Annotated in this window: 20 protein-coding genes and 1 pseudogene; 6 read left to right on the top strand and 15 right to left on the bottom strand. The window is 57.3% G+C overall.

Going from position 1 to position 24,390, the window contains the following annotated elements:
• Positions 1 to 51: 51 nt before the first annotated feature.
• From FHT78_RS25670 to FHT78_RS25640, 6 genes are all read right to left on the bottom strand, one after another.
• A complete protein-coding gene (locus tag FHT78_RS25670) occupies positions 52 to 3,456 on the bottom strand; it encodes a calcium-binding protein (protein WP_183749362.1) in 3,405 nt (1,134 codons plus the stop codon).
• Positions 3,457 to 4,877: 1,421 nt separating this feature from the next.
• Positions 4,878 to 5,153 (bottom strand): DUF982 domain-containing protein, encoded by a 276-nt coding sequence (locus tag FHT78_RS25665; protein WP_183749361.1) that lies wholly within the window; start codon positions 5,151 to 5,153, stop codon positions 4,878 to 4,880.
• A gap of 348 nt (positions 5,154 to 5,501) precedes the next feature.
• Positions 5,502 to 6,044, bottom strand: a complete 543-nt coding sequence (locus tag FHT78_RS29495) for a LysR substrate-binding domain-containing protein (protein ID WP_246715417.1) — start codon at positions 6,042 to 6,044, stop codon at positions 5,502 to 5,504.
• Positions 6,045 to 7,579: 1,535 nt separating this feature from the next.
• Complete coding sequence (locus tag FHT78_RS25650) at positions 7,580 to 8,527, bottom strand: nucleotidyltransferase domain-containing protein (RefSeq protein WP_183749360.1); 948 nt, start codon at positions 8,525 to 8,527, stop codon at positions 7,580 to 7,582.
• Entirely contained in the window at positions 8,493 to 9,509 is a 1,017-nt protein-coding gene (locus FHT78_RS25645; RefSeq protein WP_183749359.1) for an HD domain-containing protein, read from the bottom strand. Before FHT78_RS25645 ends, FHT78_RS25650 begins: the two co-directional genes overlap by 35 nt.
• 227 nt (positions 9,510 to 9,736) lie before the next feature.
• A complete protein-coding gene (locus FHT78_RS25640; protein WP_183749358.1) occupies positions 9,737 to 10,348 on the bottom strand; it encodes a hypothetical protein in 612 nt (203 codons plus the stop codon).
• 357 nt (positions 10,349 to 10,705) lie between these two features.
• On the opposite strand from FHT78_RS25640, the pseudogene FHT78_RS25635 reads away from it, so the two are divergent.
• Both FHT78_RS25635 and FHT78_RS25630 read left to right on the top strand, forming a co-directional pair.
• A pseudogene (locus tag FHT78_RS25635) lies at positions 10,706 to 12,081 on the top strand (ISL3 family transposase); the annotation flags it as partial.
• Between the two features lie 28 nt (positions 12,082 to 12,109).
• Positions 12,110 to 12,286, top strand: coding sequence for a hypothetical protein (locus FHT78_RS25630; protein WP_183749397.1), 177 nt, complete (start codon positions 12,110 to 12,112; stop codon positions 12,284 to 12,286).
• Here the strand turns inward: FHT78_RS25630 and FHT78_RS25625 are convergent.
• Positions 12,263 to 13,153: a LysR family transcriptional regulator gene (locus FHT78_RS25625; RefSeq protein ID WP_183749357.1), complete on the bottom strand. Its 891-nt coding sequence runs from the start codon at positions 13,151 to 13,153 to the stop codon at positions 12,263 to 12,265. The genes FHT78_RS25630 and FHT78_RS25625 overlap by 24 nt on opposite strands.
• A gap of 119 nt (positions 13,154 to 13,272) precedes the next feature.
• Here FHT78_RS25625 and FHT78_RS25620 point away from each other — a divergent pair, with 119 nt between their 5' ends.
• On the top strand, positions 13,273 to 13,536 hold the full coding sequence (locus FHT78_RS25620) for a helix-turn-helix transcriptional regulator (protein WP_183749356.1): 264 nt from the start codon (positions 13,273 to 13,275) through the stop codon (positions 13,534 to 13,536).
• Positions 13,537 to 13,971: 435 nt separating this feature from the next.
• Here FHT78_RS25620 and FHT78_RS25615 read toward each other — a convergent pair whose 3' ends face one another.
• The 4 genes from FHT78_RS25615 to FHT78_RS25600 all read right to left on the bottom strand — a co-directional run bounded on the left by FHT78_RS25615 (position 13,972) and on the right by FHT78_RS25600 (position 17,019).
• On the bottom strand, positions 13,972 to 14,586 hold the full coding sequence (locus tag FHT78_RS25615) for a nucleotidyltransferase family protein (RefSeq protein ID WP_183749355.1): 615 nt from the start codon (positions 14,584 to 14,586) through the stop codon (positions 13,972 to 13,974).
• Positions 14,579 to 15,499 (bottom strand): XdhC family protein, encoded by a 921-nt coding sequence (locus FHT78_RS25610; RefSeq protein WP_183749354.1) that lies wholly within the window; start codon positions 15,497 to 15,499, stop codon positions 14,579 to 14,581. Before FHT78_RS25610 ends, FHT78_RS25615 begins: the two co-directional genes overlap by 8 nt.
• A 259-nt stretch (positions 15,500 to 15,758) precedes the next feature.
• The gene (locus FHT78_RS25605) at positions 15,759 to 16,199 is read right to left on the bottom strand and encodes a cupin domain-containing protein (protein ID WP_183749353.1); all 441 of its coding nucleotides are present in this window, start codon (positions 16,197 to 16,199) and stop codon (positions 15,759 to 15,761) included.
• 10 nt (positions 16,200 to 16,209) lie between these two features.
• Positions 16,210 to 17,019 carry an SDR family oxidoreductase gene (locus FHT78_RS25600; protein WP_183749352.1) on the bottom strand — a complete coding sequence of 270 codons (810 nt, stop codon included), beginning with the start codon at positions 17,017 to 17,019 and terminating at the stop codon, positions 16,210 to 16,212.
• 260 nt (positions 17,020 to 17,279) lie between these two features.
• Here FHT78_RS25600 and FHT78_RS25595 point away from each other — a divergent pair, with 260 nt between their 5' ends.
• Together FHT78_RS25595 and FHT78_RS25590 are read left to right on the top strand one after the other, a co-directional pair.
• Positions 17,280 to 18,491 carry an MFS transporter gene (locus tag FHT78_RS25595; RefSeq protein ID WP_183749351.1) on the top strand — a complete coding sequence of 404 codons (1,212 nt, stop codon included), beginning with the start codon at positions 17,280 to 17,282 and terminating at the stop codon, positions 18,489 to 18,491.
• An 81-nt stretch (positions 18,492 to 18,572) separates the two neighbouring features.
• Complete coding sequence (locus FHT78_RS25590; RefSeq protein ID WP_183749350.1) at positions 18,573 to 19,448, top strand: N-acyl homoserine lactonase family protein; 876 nt, start codon at positions 18,573 to 18,575, stop codon at positions 19,446 to 19,448.
• 74 nt (positions 19,449 to 19,522) lie between these two features.
• Here the strand turns inward: FHT78_RS25590 and FHT78_RS25585 are convergent, their stop codons facing one another.
• Together FHT78_RS25585 and FHT78_RS25580 are read right to left on the bottom strand one after the other, a co-directional pair.
• Positions 19,523 to 21,676 carry a molybdopterin cofactor-binding domain-containing protein gene (locus FHT78_RS25585; RefSeq protein ID WP_183749349.1) on the bottom strand — a complete coding sequence of 718 codons (2,154 nt, stop codon included), beginning with the start codon at positions 21,674 to 21,676 and terminating at the stop codon, positions 19,523 to 19,525.
• A 10-nt stretch (positions 21,677 to 21,686) separates the two neighbouring features.
• Positions 21,687 to 22,136, bottom strand: a complete 450-nt coding sequence (locus FHT78_RS25580; RefSeq protein ID WP_183749348.1) for a (2Fe-2S)-binding protein — start codon at positions 22,134 to 22,136, stop codon at positions 21,687 to 21,689.
• A 382-nt stretch (positions 22,137 to 22,518) separates the two neighbouring features.
• On the opposite strand from FHT78_RS25580, the gene FHT78_RS25575 reads away from it, so the two are divergent.
• Complete coding sequence (locus FHT78_RS25575; protein WP_183749347.1) at positions 22,519 to 23,010, top strand: AraC family transcriptional regulator; 492 nt, start codon at positions 22,519 to 22,521, stop codon at positions 23,008 to 23,010.
• A 124-nt stretch (positions 23,011 to 23,134) separates the two neighbouring features.
• On the opposite strand, the gene FHT78_RS29710 is transcribed toward FHT78_RS25575, so the two are convergent.
• Both FHT78_RS29710 and FHT78_RS25565 read right to left on the bottom strand, forming a co-directional pair.
• On the bottom strand, positions 23,135 to 23,497 hold the full coding sequence (locus tag FHT78_RS29710) for a response regulator (protein WP_041679295.1): 363 nt from the start codon (positions 23,495 to 23,497) through the stop codon (positions 23,135 to 23,137).
• A gap of 162 nt (positions 23,498 to 23,659) precedes the next feature.
• A complete protein-coding gene (locus FHT78_RS25565) occupies positions 23,660 to 24,274 on the bottom strand; it encodes a response regulator transcription factor (protein WP_183749346.1) in 615 nt (204 codons plus the stop codon).
• Positions 24,275 to 24,390 lie beyond the last annotated feature (116 nt).

The following is a 24,390-nucleotide window of genomic DNA, read 5'->3' as shown; positions in this document are numbered from 1 at the left end:
CAAGGACTGGAAAAGGGGGCGTGGACAGCCCCCGCTATTTTCGCGACGGGCTTAGATAACAGCGCCGATCGGCTCCGGCTCGAACCAAAGGTCGTTCGCAACGTCCACATGCTCCGAGGCCTCGAGGAAATCGGCCAGAGAAATGATCTCGCCGGTACCGCTATCGAAGGATCCAGAAGAGCTGCCATTCAGGCTGCTCACCTCAGAATGAAGCGAATGATCGGAAACGGTAACCTCAATAGAGGCGCCAGGGAACGTGATGACGTCTGCGGACGGCCTATCGATCTCGGCAGTTGCTTGCTGGCTTTGAGACACAGCGGCCTGGTTTACCGTAAGGGTTGGCGCCGCTGCCCCGAGGCTCATAATATCATCGCGGTCCCAGAACGTGCCATCGGCGAACTCGATTTTCTCGATGCCCCAGTATTCCGAGCTGGACACAAACTCCTCGTCCAGCGTGATTGTGTCGCCGGTACTGAGAACCGTCAGCTTCAAGTGCAAGCCGTCGCGCTCCGCGCTAATGTCACTTTGAGTGAGGTCGGTGAACTTGAGGATATCGACCTGATATTCAGAATTGGCTTCGTCATCGATATAGTCGGTCCCGTCGCCAGCAGAGTAAAGGTAGGTATCAGCCCCGTATCCGCCGAGTAGATAGTCGTTGCCTTGCCCGCCATCGAAGAGATCATGCGCGGAGGTTCCGAACAATGTGTCGTCCCCTGCCGTTCCGTACGCGGTTACGATGTCCTCGGCATTCAACCCATGTTGAATGATGGTAGCACGGTTCCAGGAATTGCCGTTGGAGAACTCGATCTTGTCAATGCCCCAATCGCCCGGGTCTTCGTTCATCTGGCCTTTCAGAGTGATGACATCGCCCGTCCCTGCGACAGTCAGTTCCAGATCGTCGGCATGGCGCTTGATCGAAAGATCGTCGGCGTCGAGGTCGATGAAGCGGATGACATCGACGGCGTCGGTGAAGCCCACATCATCGTTGATTACGTCACTGCCATCACCGCTTGCGTAGAAGTAGACGTCGCCGCCGGCACTGCCGTTGATGATGTCGTCGCCCTTGCCGGCAAAGATGTAGTCCTTGCCCCAGTTTCCGTCGATAGTCTCGGACGCAGCCGTTCCATAGATCCAGCTGGTATCCGGCATATGATCCAGATTGAGCAAGGTGCCGTCTGCGAAGATTAGCTTCTCGAGCGCCCATCCCTGACCGGCGCTGAAATATTGGGTTTCGACGGTAATAACTTCGCTTGTCGCGTTGACCGTGATGAAAAGATCTTCCCCCGAGCGTGAAAAGGTCAGGCCGCCGATGTTGAGATTGGAAAAGCGCAAGACGTCCGTTTGGTCAAGGTTGATGGCGACATCCGATATCGTGTCGTCTCCATCACCAGATGCGTAATGATAGACGTCATTGCCCTCGCCGCCGTTGAGGAAATCGTCGCCAAGCCCGCCGTAGAGATAATCGTCACCGAGAAGCCCATCGAACTGATCGTCGCCATCGAGCCCCTTCAGGATATCCGCGCCGGATGTACCTGTAAGAACATCATTTCCAGTCGTGCCAATGATTTCGCCGTTCGAGGGTCCCTGGCCAATATGAGCGATAATGTCTTGGCGATTCCAGACGGTACCATCGGAGAATTCCAGGAACTCAACGCCCTCGTTCTTGCTTCCGTTCATCGATCCTTCGACGACAATTGATCCTTCATCTGTTCCCGAATTTCCGGCGATGTTGATCAGGAGTTTGTCCTCGACAAGCGATAACGATACGGCGCTCGCCGTTACGTCGGCGAAGATGATGCGATCCGCCTCTCCGGCAAATTCTGCTGTTTCGACAATCGTGTCAGCGCCGTCGCCGAGCTCATAGTGGTAGGTATCGTTTCCGACGCCTCCCGTCAGCAGATCATCGCCTTGGTTACCAAAAAGATGATCGTTGCCTTCGTCTCCTCGAATTTCATCCTGGCCGCCCCGTCCATAGACTATGTCGTCACCGGCACCGGCGTGAATCCGCTGATTACTTTCTGGATCTGACGTAAGTATAACGGTGTTGGAAGTGCTGTTGTCTCGGGCCGCGAAGCTCCCTTCACCGCCGTTGTTCAGGATAGTATCGTCACCATCGGTTCCTTCCCGCGGGCCGACGTAACCATCTAGGTAGATTCCGAAATCCCCTTGGCGGAACCCTTTTATGGCAACGTAAGGTGACCCGAAATTCGGGTAGTCCGGAACCAGAAAAACGTATTGGTTCCCGTTCTCGTCAAGGATGTTCGACACGATGACGGAAACGGTCCAATCCGTTTCCGTCTGTTCGTTTGACCATGTTGTGTTGTAATAGTGAGTACCCTCGGCATCTTCCCAGCCGACCGCAAACTGTCCAGCAGCCTCAATCGCCCAGGTCTCGTCGACCGGACCATTGGGCGTATCGTAGGGTTGGTGGTTTTGAATCTTGATAAACCCGAGGCCGTCCCCGGAACTTTCGTCGATTATATCGATATGCTCAAGCGCATCTGCCAGAGAACCTTCGAAAGACTTCTGTTCGTGAGATACAAGGTAGGTATCAACACCCATTCCTCCTTTGAGGATATCTTTTGCATCATCGTTCCACTCTGGATGATAAAGGCGAAGATTGATGTCCTCCACATTGACGTTCTCACCGTCGGCGGGGTGTTCCCGATTTACGAAGTCTCCACCGACCAGCGTGTCGTGATTGCTGCCGGCATCTAAAAGGTCTCTATCTTGGCCGCCAACGATCAAATTCCGTCCGACACTTCCATATAGCTCATCATCACCTTGAAGCCCCCAAAGCGAGTCGCCTGGGCTTGGGAGGAGAGGTCCGCCGTACCAGTCTATTGCGTGGAGGGAATCATTTACCGGATTTCCGGCTGTATCGAGGCCATTTCCGTGAATTTTATACGTGTAGAGCGAAAGGGCACCACTGAGCCAATCGTGCGAAAGAAGGTGCTGGGTGCCAGGATACCAGTAATCTTGTCCGTTTGCGCTCACGATGTAAGGAACCGTTTTTCCCAGCACCGCAAGCAATGTTGTGACGAACGAGTTCGAGTTCTGGTTCACCAAATCATAGTCGATGGCGTATGCTTCGACCTGATGGGCAATGTCTACGAGGGTATTCCAAATCTGGTCAATGTCAGGCAAGCCTGTCACATCCAAGGCTGTATAACCCCAGTACTGTGCTGGATCTGCTGGATTACCATTCTTATCTGCCCAAACAGCGGGATCGTCCTCGGAGCCGCCATAGCTGATGTCCGTCTGAAGCACCATTTTACCCCAAGCGTCGTTGCCGACGACCGGAGTGTCGTTGGTTGGACCAACGCGGATAACCCGATCATCGAGACTTGCCGTGGCATCGTCACTTTTCAGAAGGAATAAGTGCCCACCCCATTGTGGCAGTTCGCCGCCTGCCAGCGCGCCGAGAAGGTGACCTCCAACAAAAATCGTCCCCATTTAAGCCTCCGTTAAAATACAACCAGTAGAATATGGAAAAGTCATTTCTGCAAGGTAAAATTATGGAATACAAAACTAAATTTCGCGCGCTAGTTGGGCTCAATATAGCAATTCTAGTCGCGTCTTGTGGAGTTATGTATAAATTTTATCTGTCTGAGTTCCAGAAAACAAAAAAAGGGCCGTTTGGCTATTTTGCGATCGACCCGAAGGATATTCAAACAGCGAATTCAAGAATTAAGTCGGATACATCCATGATGAGCCGCGGCCTTGAAGTGCAAGAATATTTTCAGAAGGCAGGATTTGAATGCGTTAGGAGATTTCGGTCCCAAGTCTCAGAGGCCGAACGCCAATCTTGGGATCAGTGGGCATATCCCGGGGGTTATGCGTCTGTAGGATGCAATTATCACTTTCACTTTTTCAGTGTTTGGGGAGCGGTCTTTAACGTAGACCGCAACGACGCAGTCCTGGGACCAATAAAGCTCTATAGTGGCACTCGGATGGAGTGATTGGGTCTGGTGAGTGAGATCGCAGCCATCATTGCCCCTTCCATGGCGCGCTAGCGGCACCGCCGTCCTTCGTGAGAGCACTCCATCTGCGCGCGGATATTGCCATGCCCACTCTCTCTCACCGTCACCTAACGCAGTACTCGAACCGTAGGACCTCTCTCCGCACGGACACAGAGCTGTGTCTGCGGAGACCTTGGTATCGCGACGCGAGGGTCGTTGTAGGTCCACGTGCAAAACGATGTGAGCGCAGGCTTAATCGGATTCTTGATATGCGGGTTCCTCCATAATGGGCCCGAGCACATTAGTCAGATCGGACCGGGCCAGTGCGCAGCCTGCGTCCCAAAAGGCAGCTAAGCGCAGTTAAATGCGCACAGCACGTACAAAGTTTTCGTTCACAGGATACCTGCGTTGATGCATCCATCATCTGGTAGATGCCAACTCTCGCAACCTCAACAATATCGCCCCTCTTCGAGGTGCGGCGTACTGCTGGGATGGCCGAGTTTGCGTATCGCCCATCCCAGCAGTCTGGCAAAGGGAGGTTTATGTGCTCGAACATGTCCGATCAAGGAACGCGGTAGCCACCCTTGTCGGCATTCCATTGATCCCCATACTCTTGCCTGCGACCGCAAGAGCTGCCGACGGTTTTGGCGGCTTCGAAATACAAAGCGAAGGCTTATTCCTATCGACGGGGCAACGCACCGAACGGAACCAGCGCAGAGCGGTTTGAGGTGCGGTCAGGTGATTGCAGAGCAAGGCCGCATCACGGCTCGACCATATTAGTATCACTTCTCGGTTTTCATTCCCAGGGACCGGCATGCATGGTTGCAGTCACCTTACCGGGTGCGGACATGACTGTGATGACACCGCCAACTGCCCCGCTTGGTGGCGCTTTTGTTATCGCTCAATTGGTGTTTTTCATCCGGCCGTATCGTCCGGCAGGATATGCATTTGCGAAGCGTGAGCTGCCTCCACGAACGCCTGGCGCGCCACTTCCGGATCGAGATAGAGCTGCATTGCGTCCATCGAGGTCGCAAGCGCATGATGGAATGCGGCGGGATCGTTTTCGAGATGCGGCCACTTTTCGCTGAGCAGGAAGGCGGCGAGATCCTCGACGCTGCGGGCCTGACGATATTTCGCCATCCCGTCAATCTCGACCTGCAGCGGACGGATCGGTGTCTGAAGGTTGTCCATGACGCAATACCTTTCGATGTCACGGCAGAGTCACATGGGATGCGATTCGAATGAGTCGAGTCGCTCGTCGCGGAATCGACTGAAAAGCGGAAAATCAGAGTGCAGCCTCGATCCCGGAAGGGATCGAAGCAAGAGACAAAGAAGCATATCGGAGCTTTCAGCGTAGCGATCGCACCATAGGTGCGGGAAAGCGGGAATTCGCGTCACACGAGGGCGTGAAGAAGGGCAGCCGCAGGAGCGTCAGCGTGAGCGGTCCGGAGGAGACGCGGGACCGACTGCCCCGCGTCCCAGTGTTCCGCTTTCCGGTCAACGTCGCGGCGGTGGCACCCGATAACAGACGTCCGGCCCTCACCTGCCCGGCCGCACCAGCGATCGGGCGATATCGATGATGTCATCCCGGCCGGCAGTTGGATCTTCCCGGTTCCAGGCAACGCCGAGCCCGATCTTGAAGTCGATGCCCCTCACCTTCTTGAGCTCAAAGCCACGGTTCGGCAGATCCTGCGTCCATTCCGGCACGAAGCCGATGCCAAGGCCGGCCGAGACCAGCGACACCAGCGAGAAGGTGTCGTCACAGGTAAGCGAGTCGCAGCCGTCTATCGGTCCAGAATGCCGTTCGGCGAAACGCGATCGAGTTGCTGGCCCTGGGTAATGCCGCGGTTTTCGATGATGACTGACTGCGGCACGATCGCAGGCCCGCTTCCTTGACGCGCGCCGTGGGCCCTCTGCCGCGGGACGAGCTTTTCGATCGACGCCGCCGGGCGGGTTCTTTCGGGAATGGGCGCGACCACGATCACTTCGGTGGGCTTCGGTTTGCCGGGGACAGGCGCGAAGGCGAAGTCGACGGTTTTGACGGTGACGCGCTCGCGCGAGAGGGTGCCGATCGCTTTCCATTTGCCGCTCTCGAAATCAGGGCCGATCCCGGCACTGGTCGTCACCTGCACGCGCACCGAATAGCTGAAGTTGTTCAGTTGCTTGTCCTGAAGTTGATGGGAGATTTGCGACACCCATTCCCTGAGTTTGAAGTCGCGAGGCTCGACCTTGATATCCTTGTAGGCGGCCACGCGCTCGCAGGCTCTGGATTTCGGTTCCCGCACAAAGACGCTATATTCCGCTTTGCCGTTGCGATAGGCCTCCTGCGCCACGCCGGCGCCGGCGACGATGTTCAATTTTCTGACGCCCGTCGGCGTTATCCATGTGAGTGGATCGAGGCCTGCGCCATCCGTCTGCGTGATGTTCTGGGTGATCGTATAGTTGGCGGCCCATTTCTCGAATTTTGCTCCGGTTTCCTTTTCGTTTTCGTTGAACGTCTTAATGATTTCGCACTCGACAATATCGGCCAGTTGAATAATGCCGTCCGGACTCCCATCTGGCATGCGTGGCACCGCCGTACAGCCTTGCATTACAATTGTTATCGATAGAAATGGCAGTATTTTCTTCATCATATTCCCCTCGACCTGTCTCGTTACTAATTGATGCTGACGTCGTTCGATCTGTCGAGAACAAGACTGCGGATTTCTGACGTGCGTCTTCAATTGTTCACAACTTTATATTGCTGGGTGCTCCCAAAACGGTTCTGTCTTCTTGGAAGAGCAAATCCCGTCGTGTGAAAGATCGTCGCCGCGAAACGATCGGCTTGTACCGGCAGACGACCCTGGCCCTTGAGGCGATCGCGTCCGTCCTGGCTCTCCGATCACGTCTTCGTGCAATGTAAAATCGCCCGGCGGCAAAAGACTTCGCCCGAGTTGGCATCCGGGTAAGGGCTGGAGAGGCGGGAGCCGTCGCTCCAGTCGGTATTGGGGCCAGGACCATGAGCCGGGCCGCGACGGCGATCCACAAAAGAGCGAGACGGGTTTAAGCAGACGGGCGCCTTTGAAACCGGCCGTCAGATCGAGCACCTGGCGTTTCATCGGCACTAGCACCGAGTCAACCTTCGGATTCGTGCTGCCTTGGCCTTGAGCGGACGTCGGCTAGGGGCTAGCGGTCGCCGTGAAGGAGGCAAGGTTTGTGCGTTGAGTGTCGAAGGCGGCGTCGCTCAGAAAATAGACCTGCAGACCGACGACATCGTTGAGGCGTCGGTGTGCGTGACGAGCTGATGATTGTCGAGATCGAAGTTGGTGCGGCGAAACGGCTCTGGTCCAGCGGTCTGTGAACGGTCATGGTAATGCCCTCGGCATTGCGAAAGACTGCGTCGTTCGATTCGTGATAGTGGCTCGCGCGGCCAAAGGTTGCGTGGTTCAGTTCCAGGAAGAGTTGAACGCGCGATAGCATGCCACGCGCTCGCTGCATGCCTCCTCGTAGGTTTGGAAGCGGGGCGATATTCATCGGCGAGAATATGTCGCGCAACCAAAAGAGTTCGCGCATAATCGCACGCGCTATGACATCGCATTCAATGCCGCCGGTCGGTCTCATGCCCCCGCGGGACGACCTTAGAAGATCACTGCTCTGTGGATCGGGTGGGTTGAATCGAAGGTGTTCTCGAAAAGCTTCATGAGTTCGCGCGTGAAATGATGGCCCTCATTTTTTAGGTCGCGAAACACCGGATCGTTGCGGTCCTCCTTGCGAAGCCCGATCAGCTTGTTACGGGTCTCCGCATCGGCGAGGCGCTCCAGGAACCTGTTGTAACAGGCCTTCACGTCGGCCATCCGAGCTGTTCCGCAGATCTCGCCGAGACGCTCCAGCGCCGGAAGGTCGAACAGTTCCTCGAGGCGCTTGACCTTAAGATCATGTCGAAGGTCGGCGGTCAGGCCGACGCTGAAGAGGCCACTCGCGTAGAGAAGCTTGCGAGAGAAGATGAGCTTGATGTTGCGGATGGCCCAAGGCTTCTCGCCCTCGAATGACTTGAACTCGTAATCCACTGCGATCGTGCGATAGTAGCGGATGATATCATTGAGGAGGAACAGCGTCAGTTGGTGATCGGTGATCTTGTCGGTGATGTAGCGCTCCAGAATCTGCCGGCGGACCGCCTTGAATTTTTCCTGATTGAAAAGCCACTCACCCTCGAGCAGCAGGAGCATCCGCCGGGTGATCTTGGCGTTGCTGTCGGCCGCGCCGCCGATATTGTGGAGCATTGCGTCGCGTTGCTCAAACTGGGAGAATGCGCCGCCGGTGGCAGGCTCAATCGGAACGATGTCGCTGACGGCTTTGCGTACGTCATCGACCCAGGCGACGGAGGAAGCACTATCATCCAACAGATGATTCTGGTCGGTTTCCGTGATAATGAAGAAGTCGAGATCGGAACTGTCGGACGCTTCGCGGCGAGCATACGATCCGCAGGTCACAACGACCTCGTCGGCAGGAACGATGCTTTCCAGTGCGCCGCGAAGCTCGCTCAATTTCTTTTCAGAGAAGTCTCTGGCCAGACTGTATGCGCTCATCAAATGACTTCCATGCGTAATGTTCAATGTCGACATCCGTGGCGGCTGATAGAGGCAGTTCGCGCGGTTGCTTGGTCTGCCTGTATCGCTGGCTGTCTTCCCGATTGTGGAAATCGCCGCCCTTGTCGACGACGAAACGCCGTTCCTTGAACGGAACTGGCCCGTCGATCAGGTCGCTGACTGCTCTTGGGAAGTTGCTGGCCTTCAGGAGTTTGTGAAGACCGGGAATCTTCGAGAAAGCGGTCCGCTCGGTCGAGAAATAGTCTTGCGGCCCGAACTGGCCAATATGTCGCTCCATGAGGAGCTGGCACGCCTTGTCGGCCAATATGCCGAGCGGCGAATTGATCACGTGCCTGTAGACCTGATCCTTGTATTCCCAGAACCCGTCCACCTTGTCACGATCGCTGGTGGTTTCGCGTCTCACGGCCGCGTCGAGGATCGCTTCCGGGCTCACCAACGACCACGTTTCCCTCGCAGCATAACTCCGAGAGCGCATGATGCCCTCGATCGTGTCGAAGTTGATCGGGCCGGAAAAGAAGCCCTCGAAACAAGCGTCGTCGCCCGACAGGACGTTGAGGACCGCGTCAATGTCGACGTGGAAGCGCTTGAGCGTGTCGTGAACGGAGCGAACCTTCGCCACCTCTCCCTTGATGACCTGCATCGTCGCCTGATGGTGATCGATGCCGAAATGCTTGACGAAAATCGGCTCCAGAGAGTGCGAGAACGGCGAGTGTCCGATGTCGTGCAGCAATGCCGCCGACGTCAGCACATCGATCTGTTTCGGCGAGAAGTCGCGTTGGGCCGCATAGCGCAATGCAAGCCGCGCGACGCCAATACTATGCTGGTAGCGCGAGTAGCGGTGCCGCGCCCCGTTCGGTGCAGGCACGAGAAGGTAATCGATGCCACCCAGGAACCGGATCGATTTCAGCCGCTCGAAGGCGCTAGACTCCATCAGGCTGTTGAGCAGCGCCGTCGTGGTCATGTTTCCCTGACGATTTGGCTGCACGTAGCTATAGGCCGGCCGATTGGAATTGTTTGACAGGCTATGCCACATTAGCGCGTGCGTTCCACAATTGCCGACGAATTCATTCTCAATAAATAGCAAGATAGTTTATCGCAATCGTCCCGTAAACGCTTCTCCCCGAGTTTATCGGCAATTAGCGGCGCAAACTCGCATTCAGATTTTCGCCCAAATGATGCGTCGCATTGTTACTCGTGGAATTCCTCGAATGTCGTGTGCAATTCGATGCGTTCGGTGAAAATCTGCTTTTTGCCCGCCAATTCGAATTTCAGGGAGAATGCGGCATCCTTGAAACGCAGTATGTCGGCGCCGCCGGCAATGTCCTCGATATCGATCTTCTCGATATGGGGCGCCTTGGAGCGATCGACCCATCCCGGCACCAAAAGGGCCGGTTGAAACGTGAGGACGTTTTCATGTCTTTGAACGTTTGAAAGGTTCGCGGCACCCGCGCGGATCACGTCGAATGCGACGTCGCCGACATTCGCGGCGATTGATCGGACGATCATTGGTCGACGGTTCCAATTGGTGATCCGGATCTGCACTTTGCTGTTGCGGTTGATGTGTTGAACCGCGTCGATCGATGGGGCGGCGTCGCCGAGTTGAAAATCGGTCTGCTGTCTCTGGGCCTTTAGTTGCTCGAGGAGGATGCCGATCGTCGCGAATGCGGCCGCCGCCGCCGCCCAGCCGCTGAGCGCCGATATCCACTCGCGCGCCCGCGGGCAGCTTCCATCATCGCCATGGCAGACGAATTCGTAGGCGGGTTGAAAACCCCAGATGGTGACGAGAAGAATGATGATCATGATACCGCCGCAGATTGCGATGGCAAATCTGTCGAATAGTCGATGCATTTTTCAGAGCTTCAGATCAATTGGCCAATCACCGTATGGTATTTCGCGGCAACGCTCACATGTAAAGGGCCCGAAGACGCGCGACGCCGCACCCGATAGGCTCGGTCATTTCAACATCTCAGGTTATTGCCTGATGTTCAAAAGGCGGTTCGAGGAATGACGTCGGCCAATTGACGCGCCAGGCAGCGGTCAGTGGACGATAGCAAGAGGTGTTTTCCTCAGGCGCAAAACGAAAAGCGTCATATTTAGGGGCTCTTCCTCACTCTGTGTGGTTCATCTGCCGTTAGGGATAGTGTCGTTATGGCGGGAATGCGAACGAAATCGAAATGGTCGCCCGGGCCAGGAGTCAAGATTTTGGGTATCACGCTCACTGTTGATGACGGTTGGGTTGTTTCCGCAGCTGGATCCGCGATTGGGATTTGTCCCGATTGTTGACGTCTAAGCCGAGGTAGGTGGCTGGTCTAACCTCCGCCTCCAGGATCTACCAGCGCAAGGCGAGCCGGTGACAGTGAAGCTCCTGCTGAGGCGCTGGCTTTCCGCAAATCGGGAATGCGCACGACTAACGTTCACTGACCGGTTACACATGATCGCTGCTCCCTATGCGCGCCGGACGAGAAGGGGGTCGGAGAGATTGTGGGGTTGGCTCGGCCACGGCCGGCTGTCCACGCCAGCGTTTGATGGAACGTCTCGGCATGCCGGCCAGCGACGACATCTTCCGACAACTGAAGAGCGATGCCGCGGTTTCTCATCGGAGTTCCGAGGTCCGGGTAGTCGGCATCCATGACTGGAGTTGGCGGCGGGCTACAAGCTATGGAACCATCATAGTAGATCTCGAGCACCGCTCGGTTGTCGACATACTGGACGACCGCAGCGTCGACAGTGCGGCCCAGTGGCTTCGTGATCACCCGACCGTCGAGGTCGTCAGCCGGGACCGCTGCGGCCTGCATGCGCAGGCCGTGCGTGAAGGCGCACCGAGGGCCTGACAGGTCGCCGATCGGTTCCATCTGATCCAAAACCTTCGCGCGGCGATCGAAGAACAGATGAGCCTTTCTGGACGCGCAACGGGCAGGTCCATCCTGTCGGAGGACGCAATTGTTGACGCCGCAACGCATCGCCGGCGTGTTCGGCTCGCCCACAGGCATTTCGCCAGGAAATATTCGAGATGCTCCATGCCTTGCGCCAGCAAGGGCTGTCCTACCGCGAGATCGCTCGACGGAGCGGCTATGAACGTTGCAGCGTAACGAACTGGCTCAAGTTCGAGGCTCCGGCAGACAGGCGGCGAGCAACACTGAATCCCACATCACCATGGTACTTCGAAACCTTCCTTGCTCAATGCTGGAAAGGGGGGAGCCGCCGTGGGCGGCATCTGTTTCATGACGTCAAGCAGCGAGGCTACACCGGCAGCTTCGCAAATCTGGAGCGGCTGCTGGGTAGCTTGGCGGCGGGCCGAAAGGAAACAGGCCAGCGATGTGCCGCCAGTCACCTCAAGCTTGGAGCTGGTTCGAGATCCCGAAACCGGATGCATGTTCGACGGTGGCCCCCGCCGCGCTGTGCATCAAGCCGCGAGGCCCGCTGACGGACCGGCAGGCCACCAAGGTCGATGCTTGAAGCATGGATCTGATGCCTTCGCCGAGATGCGACGCTTGGCGATGCGCTTCAACGGCCTCCTTCGCAGTAAGAAATCGGTATCACACGCCGGAAGCAATAGAATACATGAAGCGCATCATGCGCTTCAACGAGAACCGGCCAATCGATTTTGAGCAATGGACGCTCACCAACGAGACCCTCGCGACGTCCGTGAAGGTGGGCATTTCGGCCGAGAGCCTCAGTCGTCGCCCCGCATCAACGACCTGCCGGACCTTTCTCTCACCTACCCTGCCGCACCAATGATCGGGCGATATCGATGATGTCGTCACGCCCGGCAGTCGGATCCTCCCGGTTCCAGGCAACACCGAGCCCGATCTTGAAATCGACGCCCCTGACCTTCTTCAGCTCGAAACCGCGGTTCGGCAGATCCTGCGTCCATTCCGGCACGAAGCCGATGCCAAGCCCGGCGGAGACCAGCGACACCAGCGAGAAGGTGTCGTCGCAGGTGTAAGCGACATTGTCGGTGAGATCGTGCTCCTCGAACTTTTCTGCGAAATAGCGCTCGCTGTAGGAAAGGTTCTGACGGGAAAACGAGATGATCTTCTCTTGTCGCAGATCCTCAAGATCGATCTCGCTCTTCAATGACAGCGGGCTCTCTTTGGCCACCGCCAGCAGATAGCGTTCATGGGCAATCGAGAAGAAGCGAAGCGAGCCGATATTCTCCACCGGCCGGATGAAGCCGAGATTGATGCGGCCTGCCTCGATATGGCGGATGATGTCATCGGTGGTGCCGCTTTCGATATGCATGCGGATATCGGGATATTTGCGGCCGATGCGTGACAGGAAGGACGGCAGCACGCCGATCGTGGCGGGATAGACGGTGCCGATGGCAATCCTGCGCGCCGACCTCCCGCCAACCGAGCGGGCGATCTCCCGCGACAGATCAATCTCGCTGAGGATCCTCACCGCCCGCTCATAGAAGGCCGCCCCTGCCCGCGTCAGCTCCACCCGTCTGGTCGAACGGATGAAGAGCTGCACGCCGAGTTCCTTCTCCAATGCCAGGATCGCGTCTGACAGGCCAGGCTGGGTGATGCTCACCTTGGCTGCGGCTCTGCCGAAATGCAGCTCCTCGGCTACCGCAACGAAGTAGGATAGCTGGCGTAGTTCCATAGGTTTGCCCACCCTGCCCTCGCGGACAGTGACCATAGCGACGCGCGAGCGACGACGTTGTGATAATATGTCGGTTATATCCCATGGATTAATGCAATGCAAGATGGTGCCCATGGGCTATGGACACTCGTGCGCGCATAGCTTGGAATCTGCGAAACCTTCGCTCCCTGCGGAACATCACCCAGGAGAATCTTGCTGTCGACGCTCAGGTGGACCGGACCGTTATCAGTGATTTGGAGAGAGGAAAGCACAACGCCTCGGTCGATCTGCTGGATAGACTAGCCCTCGCTCTGGCTGCGGATATTTCTGAATTTTTCTCTGAGCCTTCCACCGACGACCGACCGAAACCGATGCGGGCAGGACGAAAGCCGAAGCAAACATGAGCAGCTTGCTTTCCAACGTTCGCAAACGATGGTCGCCTTGATAGGATTCGAATGGGCGGGCCGTTTGAAACTGATAACAATATTGCTAAAAAACAGTTGGTTAGCGTATAAACTCGCGTGTGGACCCGGCTAAGGGTAGATCAGCACGATCCTAAAAGCCAGTGGTCGAGGCCGTATCTCCAATATAACGAACCCGCCGCATTGTGCTTTCGTAAGCAGTGACTACTATGTGGCATTGTACAGGTCATCACCGCCCCTTGCGGTGTCGCATACGCGCTCGGCCCCGCGCAAGGACGAAGTTTTCGTTCCTCGATCAACAAGCACACAGTCCCTATTAAGGCTTCAAAGCTTCGCCCAGAAGGCTATCGGTTGACCATCGCTGTCTGAACATGGCGGCACCGTCAGGTCCTATCAACCCAGTTCGCTGCTACGCAGTTACTTCTTCATTACTCCACCGGCTGCCAATACCTCATCCGGCGTGTCGACGTCGAGCAAGGCGGCATCGCCAATATCCACATCACGCACGGGCAGGCTCGATTTGGCGATGATATCTCGCGCGCCGACATCGCCTTCAAGTCTGAGGACTGAATGATGGATAGAACATGGCAGGATAAGGGGATTGCCGGGCTTACCGCGTGAGACGGCGCGAACGACCGCCCTGCCGCCTGCGTTGCGAAATGCGGAAATCAAGGCATTCAGGTGTTCGCTGGAAATGCCGGGCATATCGGCCAGCATGACGAGAATGCCTTCGGCGCTGTCTGCGCCCCTCGATGAGAATCCTGTGATGAGGGATGTCGCTATGCCGCTGGCATAATCGGGGTTGTCGACGAAAGTCAGAGCGAGCCCATCGAGCGCGGCCGCAATCTCGCTCCTGCGATGCCCCGTGACGACAATAACGGAGGCTGCATCCGAACCGAGTGCAGTCAATGCCGACCGCCGTACGAGCGGCACTCCGTCGAACTCCGCCAGCAGCTTGTGCCTCCCGCCTTCACCCATCCGGCTCGCCCTGCCGGCAGCGAGAATGACGATCGCGACCGATGCGTCAGGCATGAGCAACCAGTCTTGCAGCGGCGATGTCCGCCAAAACCGACAGGGAGAGCGAGGTTACATCCCGTGTCGGGCCGAACATCCCAATGGGCGCCTTGATACGACGAATGTCGTCTTGTCCAAAAGCCATTGCTGTCAGACGCTCGACCCGGTGACGATGCGTCCGAGTGCTGCCGAGCGCGCCGATATAGAATGCCGGCGAGTTAAGCGCGGCTTTGAGAATGTCAGCTTCGGCGTCGACGTCATGATGCAGGAGCACGACGGCGGTAAAGGGATCGATAGTGTCGGCGGCACCCTCGCTCCGCCCCCTGATGATCACGTCATAGCCGGAAGCCTCGGCTAATCGCGCGACGGCCTGCGCTTCAAGCGTCTGGCCGGAAAGGACGACACGAGTGCGAGGGCGATAGACGGTCACGAAATCACCCTCGGTCCAGCACGTCCGCCGCGGCGGGTCCACCGATGTAAGCGTCTGCCGCTCCGGCGAGTAGACAAGACCGGCTGACTGCCTTTGTCGGAGACGATCCAGAACATGCTGCAGAGCGCCGATATCTTTCAGAACATGGATAGCGATTGAGATTCCTCCGCCGCAGGGAAGAACGATGTCGAAGAAGGGCGAACCCTCGCCAAACTTGATGGTGCGGTCCCGTCCTTCGTTCATGGCAAGCAGCGCTTCTGCGGCAATTGCGGCTTCGACGCATCCACCCGAGACATAGCCGCAGAAACGCCCATCCGCAGCAACTGCCATATGAGCGCCAAGCGAGCGCGCAGCGCCACCGCGAATTTCGACAAGGGTTGCGAGCGCAGCCGCACCAAGACGATGGGCGTCTATTGCGAAGCGAAGCAGTTGCGCAGGATCGTCGGTGGACGAGACCCTGAAAGGAATTGGTGCCGCAATGGCTTTGAGCTTCTGATCCATAAGAAATCCTGCAGTAAATGACGAATGCGCAATCCGCGCGAATTCTCCGCGATTAAAACGCCGGCTACGGCAATTCCGAGTCGACTGGTTTGAATGGAGTCGAACGTTCATCCGGTAATATAGCCCCTCCAATTCCTTGGAGGGGCAATCTACCCGAGGCTATAGAACTAGTCGCGGTAACGTCGACACCCTTAGCAGTGCTCAGCACGTCTTGTGCTACCCAAGCGCGAGCTCATCAGACGGGGTCTCAATCTTTCACTTAGTTCTCATCCTTCGATAGCTTCCGCTGCGCGATAAAGGCTTCGGGCGTGCCGTCCTCGCTGTTGACGAACACGATATCTGTCGGCTCTCGACGCGGCGTGTCGACGGAAAGGAAGACAACAGGCTCTTCGAGTATCTTCGGCAGCGCGTGGACAGTGCCTTTCTCGAAAAAGAGCAACTGTCCGGGCTTGAATTCCGCCTCGTTGGATGGATCTTCCATCCAGAAGGTCCCCCGTCCGGAGAGAACGTAAAGATACTCGTCACAGCCGCGATGGAAATGCGGCGGCGTACCCTTGTACACACGAAACACGCGCGAACTTGCCGCGGGCGTGTCGCGGAGATATTCGTCCACCAAAAGGGTGTCGGCGGTCGGCGGAAATTGCGCGATGATCGATGCGAGATCGAAACGAGCAGAGCGAGCGCTTGGGTTTACCGTCATAACAGCCTCCTCACACACCGCGTTCGGATGCGCCGGCATAACGCGGAGCCGGGCGAGCGTTGGAAAGATGTGGCAGCATAACCTGACGAGCCGTCTCGTATGCGTCCCATTCCGCACCGTCCTGCAACGAAGGAATGGTCACCTTTTCTTGGCGGTCGAGCCCACGAAGGGCGGAATCAACCAGATCTGCCGTGCTCATTAGCCATTCGCTCGGAAGATTGCCCATACCAACGCCCGCAACATCCCAGAATTCGGTCGACGTGGCGCCGGGCAACACCGCCTGAGCACGTATACCCTTGGCGGAAAGTTCGTGCTGCAGCGACTGGGTGAAGGCAAGCATATATGCCTTGGTGCCGCCATAGACCCCGTTGAGCAGCTCCGGAGCGATGGCCACGATGGAGGCGATATTGATGATAGTGCCGCCGCCTTGCTTCACCATACTCGGAACGACAGCATAGGTCAGCCGTGTCGGTGCCGTGACGTTGGTCGCAATCATTTCCGCCATTTTGCCGATATCGCTTTCCAGAAGCGTACCAGCGCCGCCGAAGCCGGCATTATTGACAAGAACAGAAATGCTCTCGTCGCCTGAGAGACGCGCCTCGAGCGCTGTGAGATCAGCCTCCGTGGTGAGATCGGCCGTCAAAACCGTTACCGCTACGTCGTGGGATTTGCTGATGCGCTCCGCGACGGCGTCGAGTTTTTCCTTGTTGCGCGCGACGAGAATGACGTCGTAACCGCGACCCGCCAGCCGATCGGCATAGGTCGCGCCGATACCAGAAGATGCGCCTGTGATGATTGCCGTCGTGTTCTTAGTGCTCATGATAGATCTCCTTTTAAAGGTAATTTGTAGTGTCGGCGGAAATCTAGAGCCGATGCTTTGTTTGATATTTGACGATGCGTTCATTCCTCGCAGTGCGGCGTGAAACCTCCTTCCGTAGCATAATCGTCCAATAAAACGCCTGGCAGAGTTCCCACCTTCACGGACATACGCGCTTCGTCTGGCGCCACCCGCGGGCCCGATGGCTACCGATGTCAAGTGGTCGCGGTCGAACGCACGCGCTTCAGCCAAGGAGATTTTGCATGGCTACGGAACTCTCTCAAAAAGCAAGCTTTTGGGTGGCGGCAGGCATTGTTGCCCATACACTGTGGACGAGTGCAGCTCCGGCTATGGCTTATCCACTCTACGCGGCACAGTGGCATCTCACCCCAACGATCACGACAGCAGTCTTCGCGATCTATCCAATCGTGGTGGTCGCAACCCTGATCGTATTCGGCGATCTCTCCGACCACGTCGGTCGACGTATGACCATGCTTTTCGGCCTGACGGCCTCGATCATCGGTGTTTTTCTCTTCGCTATCGCAGGCGATGTATGGATGCTGTTTGTCGGTCGAGTTTTCATGGGGCTTGGCGTCGGCCTCACCGCAGGCCCATCCACCGCGGCATTGGTGGAATATGCCGGCGACGATGGGGCCGAGCGAGCAAGCTCCATGACGATCTCAGGTCAGGCGATCGGGTTTGCCGCGGCACTCCTTGTCGGGGGCCTGCTGATCCAATATGCGCCCTTTCCAACGCATCTGAATTTTGTGGTGCTATTGTTTCTGCTGCTCGTCCTGGCTGGATTGAGCTATTTCCTGCCAAGAGACGTTGACGCAATTGAACATCGGTGGACACCACGTCTGCCTCGGGTCGAGCGATCGTTGCGCGGACCTTTTATAGTTTCCTCCATCACGGTCATGACCGCCTATACCCACGGCGTGACAGTAGGCTCCCTAGGCTCGCAATTCGCACGTGAGCTGGTTCAGTCCTCCAACGTGTTCGTCAACAGCGTTGCTCTTTCGCTGTTCGGTATCTCGCTTGGTGTCACCGGGTTATTTTCGCGGAAAGCAGAGCCTGCCAAGGCTGCTATGTTAGGCACAGTCATATCCCTCGGTGCCATGACCCTGCTCGCGGGAGCCGCAAGTTTTCACAGCCTCCTCCTGTTCGTCGCCATGGCGGCTGCTTCGGGTACGGGTTACGCGTTGATGGTGTACGGTGGTCTCGCCATCGTCACCCGCGTAACACCCAAGGCCGTTCGGGGCGGAGTTCTCTCCGGCGTCTTTCTTTTCGCCTACCTTTTCACCGGCATCTTGGCGGTGATCCTCGGCAAGATCGCAACCCTCAGCGATCTCGCCCATGCCGCCTTTTCGGAGGTTGTGGTGATGTCGGCCCTCTGTCTGGTTACCATTGTCCTTCTGATCGCCTACGCCCGGCTTAGGAGCCTGCCGCCCTTCTGCGATAGGCGCGCCGCCTAGGCCTGATGCTCCCCTGCTCCCTTTTTTACCCCCGGCGCGATCCCGATCGCGCTTCCACGCCCGTCAACCAAGGAGATACCTATGGGCCTTAAAGTTTATCCGATCAATTTCGGCAATATGACACTGGATTCGAGCGGCCTTGTTCTGTTTCGAAATCCGGGCATCCTGACCACGATACCCACGCTCGGCTTCCTCATCCTCGGCGGAGAGGAACCCATCCTCGTCGATACCGGCTCGCGCAACGCGGAGCAGTACGAAATCTTCGGAATTGGCGCCGAGCAGACTTCAGAAATGTCGATTGAAAACCACCTGGCGCGGCATGGCCTCAGGATGAGCGACATTCGGCATGTCATCCATACTCATGCCCATATCGACCACTCCGGGCAAGATTACCTTTTCCCGATGTCTACCACGATCGCCATGTCACGCCGCGAGCTGGAATTTGCGGCGTCGGGCCTCATGGGGCCAGGGATGTATACAGCCGTCGAGACTAAACATCTTATCGACCGTCTGCATACCCGCGGCGCGCTACGCCTCTTCGACGTCGACGGAACCTTCGAGGAGGAAATCATCCCCGGCGTCGCGGTACGACTGACCGGTGGCCATACACCCGGCTCTATTTCAGTGCTCGTTGAGACGGACGAGGGGCTGCTCAACATTGCTGGTGACGTCGCCTACCACGTTGCTGACCAGTTGATCGAGCCGATACTCGATCAGGCAGCGCACGAGCCGACAATCACCGCCAATCGTGCCATGTCGACACTTGATGAAAAGAAGGCGATTAAGCGAGCCCTTTCGGGGACCCGCTTCCTGCTGATCAGCCATGATAGCCCCGCGCTCGTTCGCGGCGGAAAGATCATCGGTCGCTATCATGAGGCCATTGACAACCCGGGCGCCGATGTGACGGTCGCAGCCAACTACGAGTTGCTTCAAAGGGCGGATGACATTGCAGCCTGAATATGCAGACTGACAAAGCAAGAGGGCGGGGACAAAATCCTCGCCCTCTTTTTTTCCGGCTGCCTGTCAAATGTTCAAACCAGCACCTCAGCAAGCGGCAAAGATCGAAACCGCTTGCCCGTTGCAGAGAAGATGGCATTTGCGAGCGCGCCGGCTGCAGCCGATGTTCCTGCTTCGCCAACCCCGCCTGGGGCCTCGCCATTATGGATTTGATAGACCTCAACCTTCGGCGCCTCGTTGATGCGCAACACGCGGTATGTGTCGAAATTGGTCTGATCGACCGCGCCGTTGGTGAAGGTCACACGGTTGAACATCGCTGAACTGAGGCCGAAAAGAACGCCGCCTTCCATCTGCGCCTTGACAGTGTCGGGATTGACCGTAATGCCGCAGTCGATGGCGATGACCGATCGCAAGAGGCGAATGACATTGTCGGAGCCTATCTCGATATCGAGGACATGCGCCAGATAGCTGCCGAAGGCAGACTGCAGGCTCACGCCCCGCCCACGCCCGGCCGGCAGCTTCTCACCCCAACCCGACTTTTCGGCCGCCAGATCGAGCACGGCAAGTGCCCGCGGGTTCCTCGTCAGCATATTGCGTCGGAAGCTGACAGGGTCCTGGTTCGTCGCATGAGCCATCTCGTCGATAAAACTTTCCACCACGAAGACATTGTGGGTCGGCCCGACGCCACGCCACCAGCTCGTATTGACGCCTTCTGGCTCATGCCGGACATAGTCTGCGAATACAGCCTCCTCATCGTATGGCGTTTCAGCGGCACCATCGACCGCATCGATATCGACCCCGCCCGTGAATGCCGCGGGCGCATATCGCGCGAAGATGGACGACCCCGTGACCTTATGAGTACGGCCGACAAGCCGGCCATCCTTGTCGAGACCCGCCGTCACCCGATCATAATAATAGGGCCGGTAATAGTCGTGGGTCATGTCCTGCTCCCGGGTCCAGACGAGCTTGACCGGATAGCGAATGTCCTTCATCAGTTCGGCGGCCAGTTCGACCGAGTCTTCCTCAAGGCGCCTGCCGAAGGCTCCGCCCATGAGATGATTGTGGATCGCAACCTTCTCCTGCGGCAAGCCGGTCACGGCTGCAACGGCCTTTTGCGCGCGCACCGGCACCTGAGTTCCGACCCAGACATCCGCGCCATCCTCGCGGATATGCAGGGTGCAGTTCAGGGGCTCAAGAGGAGAATGGGACAGGAAGGGAGAATGATAAACCGCGGAAAGCTTTGTCGCCGCCGAGGCGATCGAGGCCTGCGCGTCTTTTTCTTGGCGGGCGACGGCTCCATCGCCTGCAGAAACCTCATCCATCCGCGCGACAATGCTTGCTGTCGTAACATGCGCATTCGGGCCTTGTGACCATTCTATGTTGAGCGCGTCTAGCCCCTTCTTGGCGGCCCACATGTGGTCGCCGATGACGGCGACGGCGAAATCCTTTGCCCGGACGATGTCGATCACGCCCTTGAGGGACCGCGCCGCGGCCTCGTCCATCGAGGCGACCGAGCCGCCGTTCACAGGCGCGATGGCCAGTGTGGCAAACTTCATGCCCGGCCTCATCACATCGATACCGTAGACGAGCGAACCATCCACCTTCGCCGGCGTATCGAGCCGCTTCGCCTTCGTCCCGATCAACCGGAACTGCGATGGATCCTTCAGCGGTACCTCAGCTGGGACCGGCTGGTTAGCGGCCATTGGCGCAATATCGGCGTAGGTGATTGCCCTGCCTGAGGCATCGTGTCGGATCATGCCGCGCTCAACACGACAGCCAGACGGAGTGACCTGCCATTCCTTGGCTGCGGCGGCGACCATCATGATCCGTGCCGCGGCCCCCGCCTGCCGCAATCGCATCCAGTCTGTCCTTGTCGACGTCGAACCGCCGGTGGCCTGGTCATAGAGAATCGGGTCCATGTATTTGGAAATGTCCGGGGGAGCGGCCTCCAGCTTCACTTGGTCGAGATCCAGCTCAAGCTCCTCGGCCATCATCATGGCACTCGACGTGTAGATGCCCTGCCCGACTTCCATGTGTGGCAAGATGAGCGTGACCCCCGACTGATCGATCTTAACGAAGGCATTTGGTACGAATGTCGGGGATGCGTCCTGCGCCAGGGCGGCGCGTGCGCGCATGGCCGCCGGCATTTGCAGCGACAGCAGCAGACCGCCGGTCGCAAGCGCGGTTCCTTTAAGGAAGGATCGGCGAGACGAAAGATTGGTGATCATCTGGATATCCTCAGGCCGCTGCGGTGTGGATTGCATCGCGGATACGCACATAGGTCGCGCACCGGCACATATTGCCGGCCATGAAGTCGTCTATGTCGCTGTCGCTGGGCTTAGGATTTTCGTTGAGAAGAGCGGTTGCGGCCATGATCTGGCCGCACTGGCAGTAGCCGCATTGAACAACTTCCTTCTCCAGCCAAGCGGCCTGAACCTTGGCGCCTGTCTCCGTTGCGCCAATCCCCTCGATCGTTGTGATCGCCTGATTGGCAATCATCTCCATTGTCGTCTGGCAGGCGCGGACCGCCTCGCCGTCGAGATGAACAGTGCAGGCCCCGCATTGGGCAATGCCGCAGCCGTATTTGGTGCCTGTCATGCCCAGCACATCGCGCAGGACCCAAAGAAGCGGCATGTCGTCCGGCACATCGACTTTGTGAAAGACGTTGTTGATTTTCAGCGTTCGCATCGCGTTCTCCCTGGCGGGCCGGCCAAGCGCAAAGGCCGCGTCGGCGATCACGCAACGACCGACGGTTCAAATTTCGCAGTCGCGCCAACTATGGGGTCGCAGTGACGAGGTTAGATTGCACGATCCGCGCATAAGATTGCGGATCGCAATGGACAAGACCTGCACCGGGATGAGGGGACTTATGATCCATACCCGACGTCCCGAATGACTCGGTCCCCAGCCATCCCCCGCTTGATCAAGCGCTGATCGCAGGCGGGAGCTAACCTCACCGGCAGCAGTACCACATCCAAAGGTTTGGGTATGCGCCAACCTGAGTTCAATCGCCAAATCGGTCGACGAACGGCAACCTTGGATCATTCTGATTAGCCAAGGAGTTCATGAGATGATAGCCGCCGCAAATACAGTTTGGAACGTTGATGCGAACGCCGGCACCACCCTGGGTGCACTTCCCGCCACGGTGGACGCCGATATTGCCAAGTTGCCTGCCTTCTTCCCGAATACAGCCAACGAGGTTGTTCGCGGAGGGCTTGCACCGTGGCAATACAAGAAGGTTCTAAAATTCGTCGAAGAACATCTTTCTGAAAGCGTCAAGATCGATGAACTCGCGGATCTTGTCCGTTTGAGCGGCAGTCACTTTTCCCGTGCCTTTCGGGCGACTGTTGGCCAGTCGCCGTACGACTATGTGCTCAGCCGCAGGATGACTTTCGCTAAGGAACTGATGGCGACGACAGACGCTTCCCTGAGCCAGATAGCCCTGGAGTGCGGAATGTCTGATCAAGCCCACCTCTGCAAGGTTTTTCGTCGCACATTCGGGACCACGCCAAACGCTTGGCGCAAACCCTACCGGGTAGCAGTGAAGAATACGCTACACTAAGCCGACCATATGGCTTTCGAGCAAACGACAGAGCCTGTAACCGCTCTTCTAAAGCGGTTACAGGCCTTTTGTTGAATCACTGCGCAGGTGGGATCTCATGCCCTGAGTCTGCAGGAAGCGCGACTTACGCGGCCTCTAGGCAGCGAACAAGATCATCGGCGAGGATGGGTTTCTGCAGAAGCGCTTTAGCTCCGCTCGCGATTACGCGACGGCGTAACATGTCGTCCCGAAGCGCTGTCATCATGATGACCGGGAGTGCGGGATACCGGACGCGAACCATGGTCTGCAGATCGAGACCGCTCATGCCTGGCATATTGATATCGGTCAAAAGAACGTCGATAGTCGACGCGCGGGGAGATTCCAGGAACGCTTCTCCAGATCCAAACGGCAGGACGTCATAACCCATCGCCTCCAGAAAACCGGATGTAGCCTCAAGCATTGCCTCGTCATCATCAACGATAGCAACAATTTTTTTGCCGAGGGACACCGGCGCAGTCCTTTCCGGAACGATCTCAATCACAGCTCTAAATAGACCGTCGCTCGTCTTTCGATAGTTATACGATCGTATGGGCATATGCCAAATCGATCATAGATACGGCCGACCAGCAGGGTTACCGGGAGTAAATGCCCACCGCGGCTGATCGTTGCATCACCCTGCTTTGACCAACTCAGCTTTTCGAACGAGATCTGCGACTGAGGCTGCCTTCATCTTGCGCATCACATTCCCACGGTGAATCTTCACGGTGATTTCACTCAACTGCATCTCGTGGGCGATTTGCTTGTTCAACAGACCTCGGACAACAGCGTCCATGACCTGAGTTTCGCGCGGCGTGAGGGTAGCCGCGAGCTTAGCGATTTCCATCGCCGCAGAGGATCGCGAGCGTTGCTCGTGATCTTTTTCGATTGCCGCAGTCACAGCGTCGATCAGATCTTGATCGCGAAACGGCTTCTGCAGAAAGTCGAGCGCCCCCGCTTTCATAGCCCGGACCGTCATTGGAACGTCGCCGTATCCGCTCATGAAAATGATCGGCCTCCGACTGCCCGCTGCGGCAAGCTTGGCTTGAAGTTCCAGTCCGCTTAGCCCCGGAAGTCTGACGTCGAGTATCAAGCATCCGGATTGATCCGGCAACGTTGAAGCCAACATCTCGGCGGTAGATCCAAATCCAACCGACCCGATGCCGACCGACCGGAGGATCTCCCCTACGCTTTCTCGCATCCCCTCGTCGTCGTCAACGATAATGACAAGGGGTGTCGAGCTGGTCATTCGGGTTCTCCAGGCAAATCAAAGTGATGACCCCCGAAACATGGAGGCGGTATAAACGTCTTTTACAGAGCCATAAGGCTGCTCGTCTACAGGCATTGGAGCTGCCCTTCCCATCA

The organism is Rhizobium sp. BK196, assembly GCF_014193255.1.
Taxonomy (GTDB): domain Bacteria; phylum Pseudomonadota; class Alphaproteobacteria; order Rhizobiales; family Rhizobiaceae; genus Rhizobium.
Note: the sequence above shows the minus strand (reverse complement) of the source record. Positions and strands in the feature narration are given on the sequence as shown.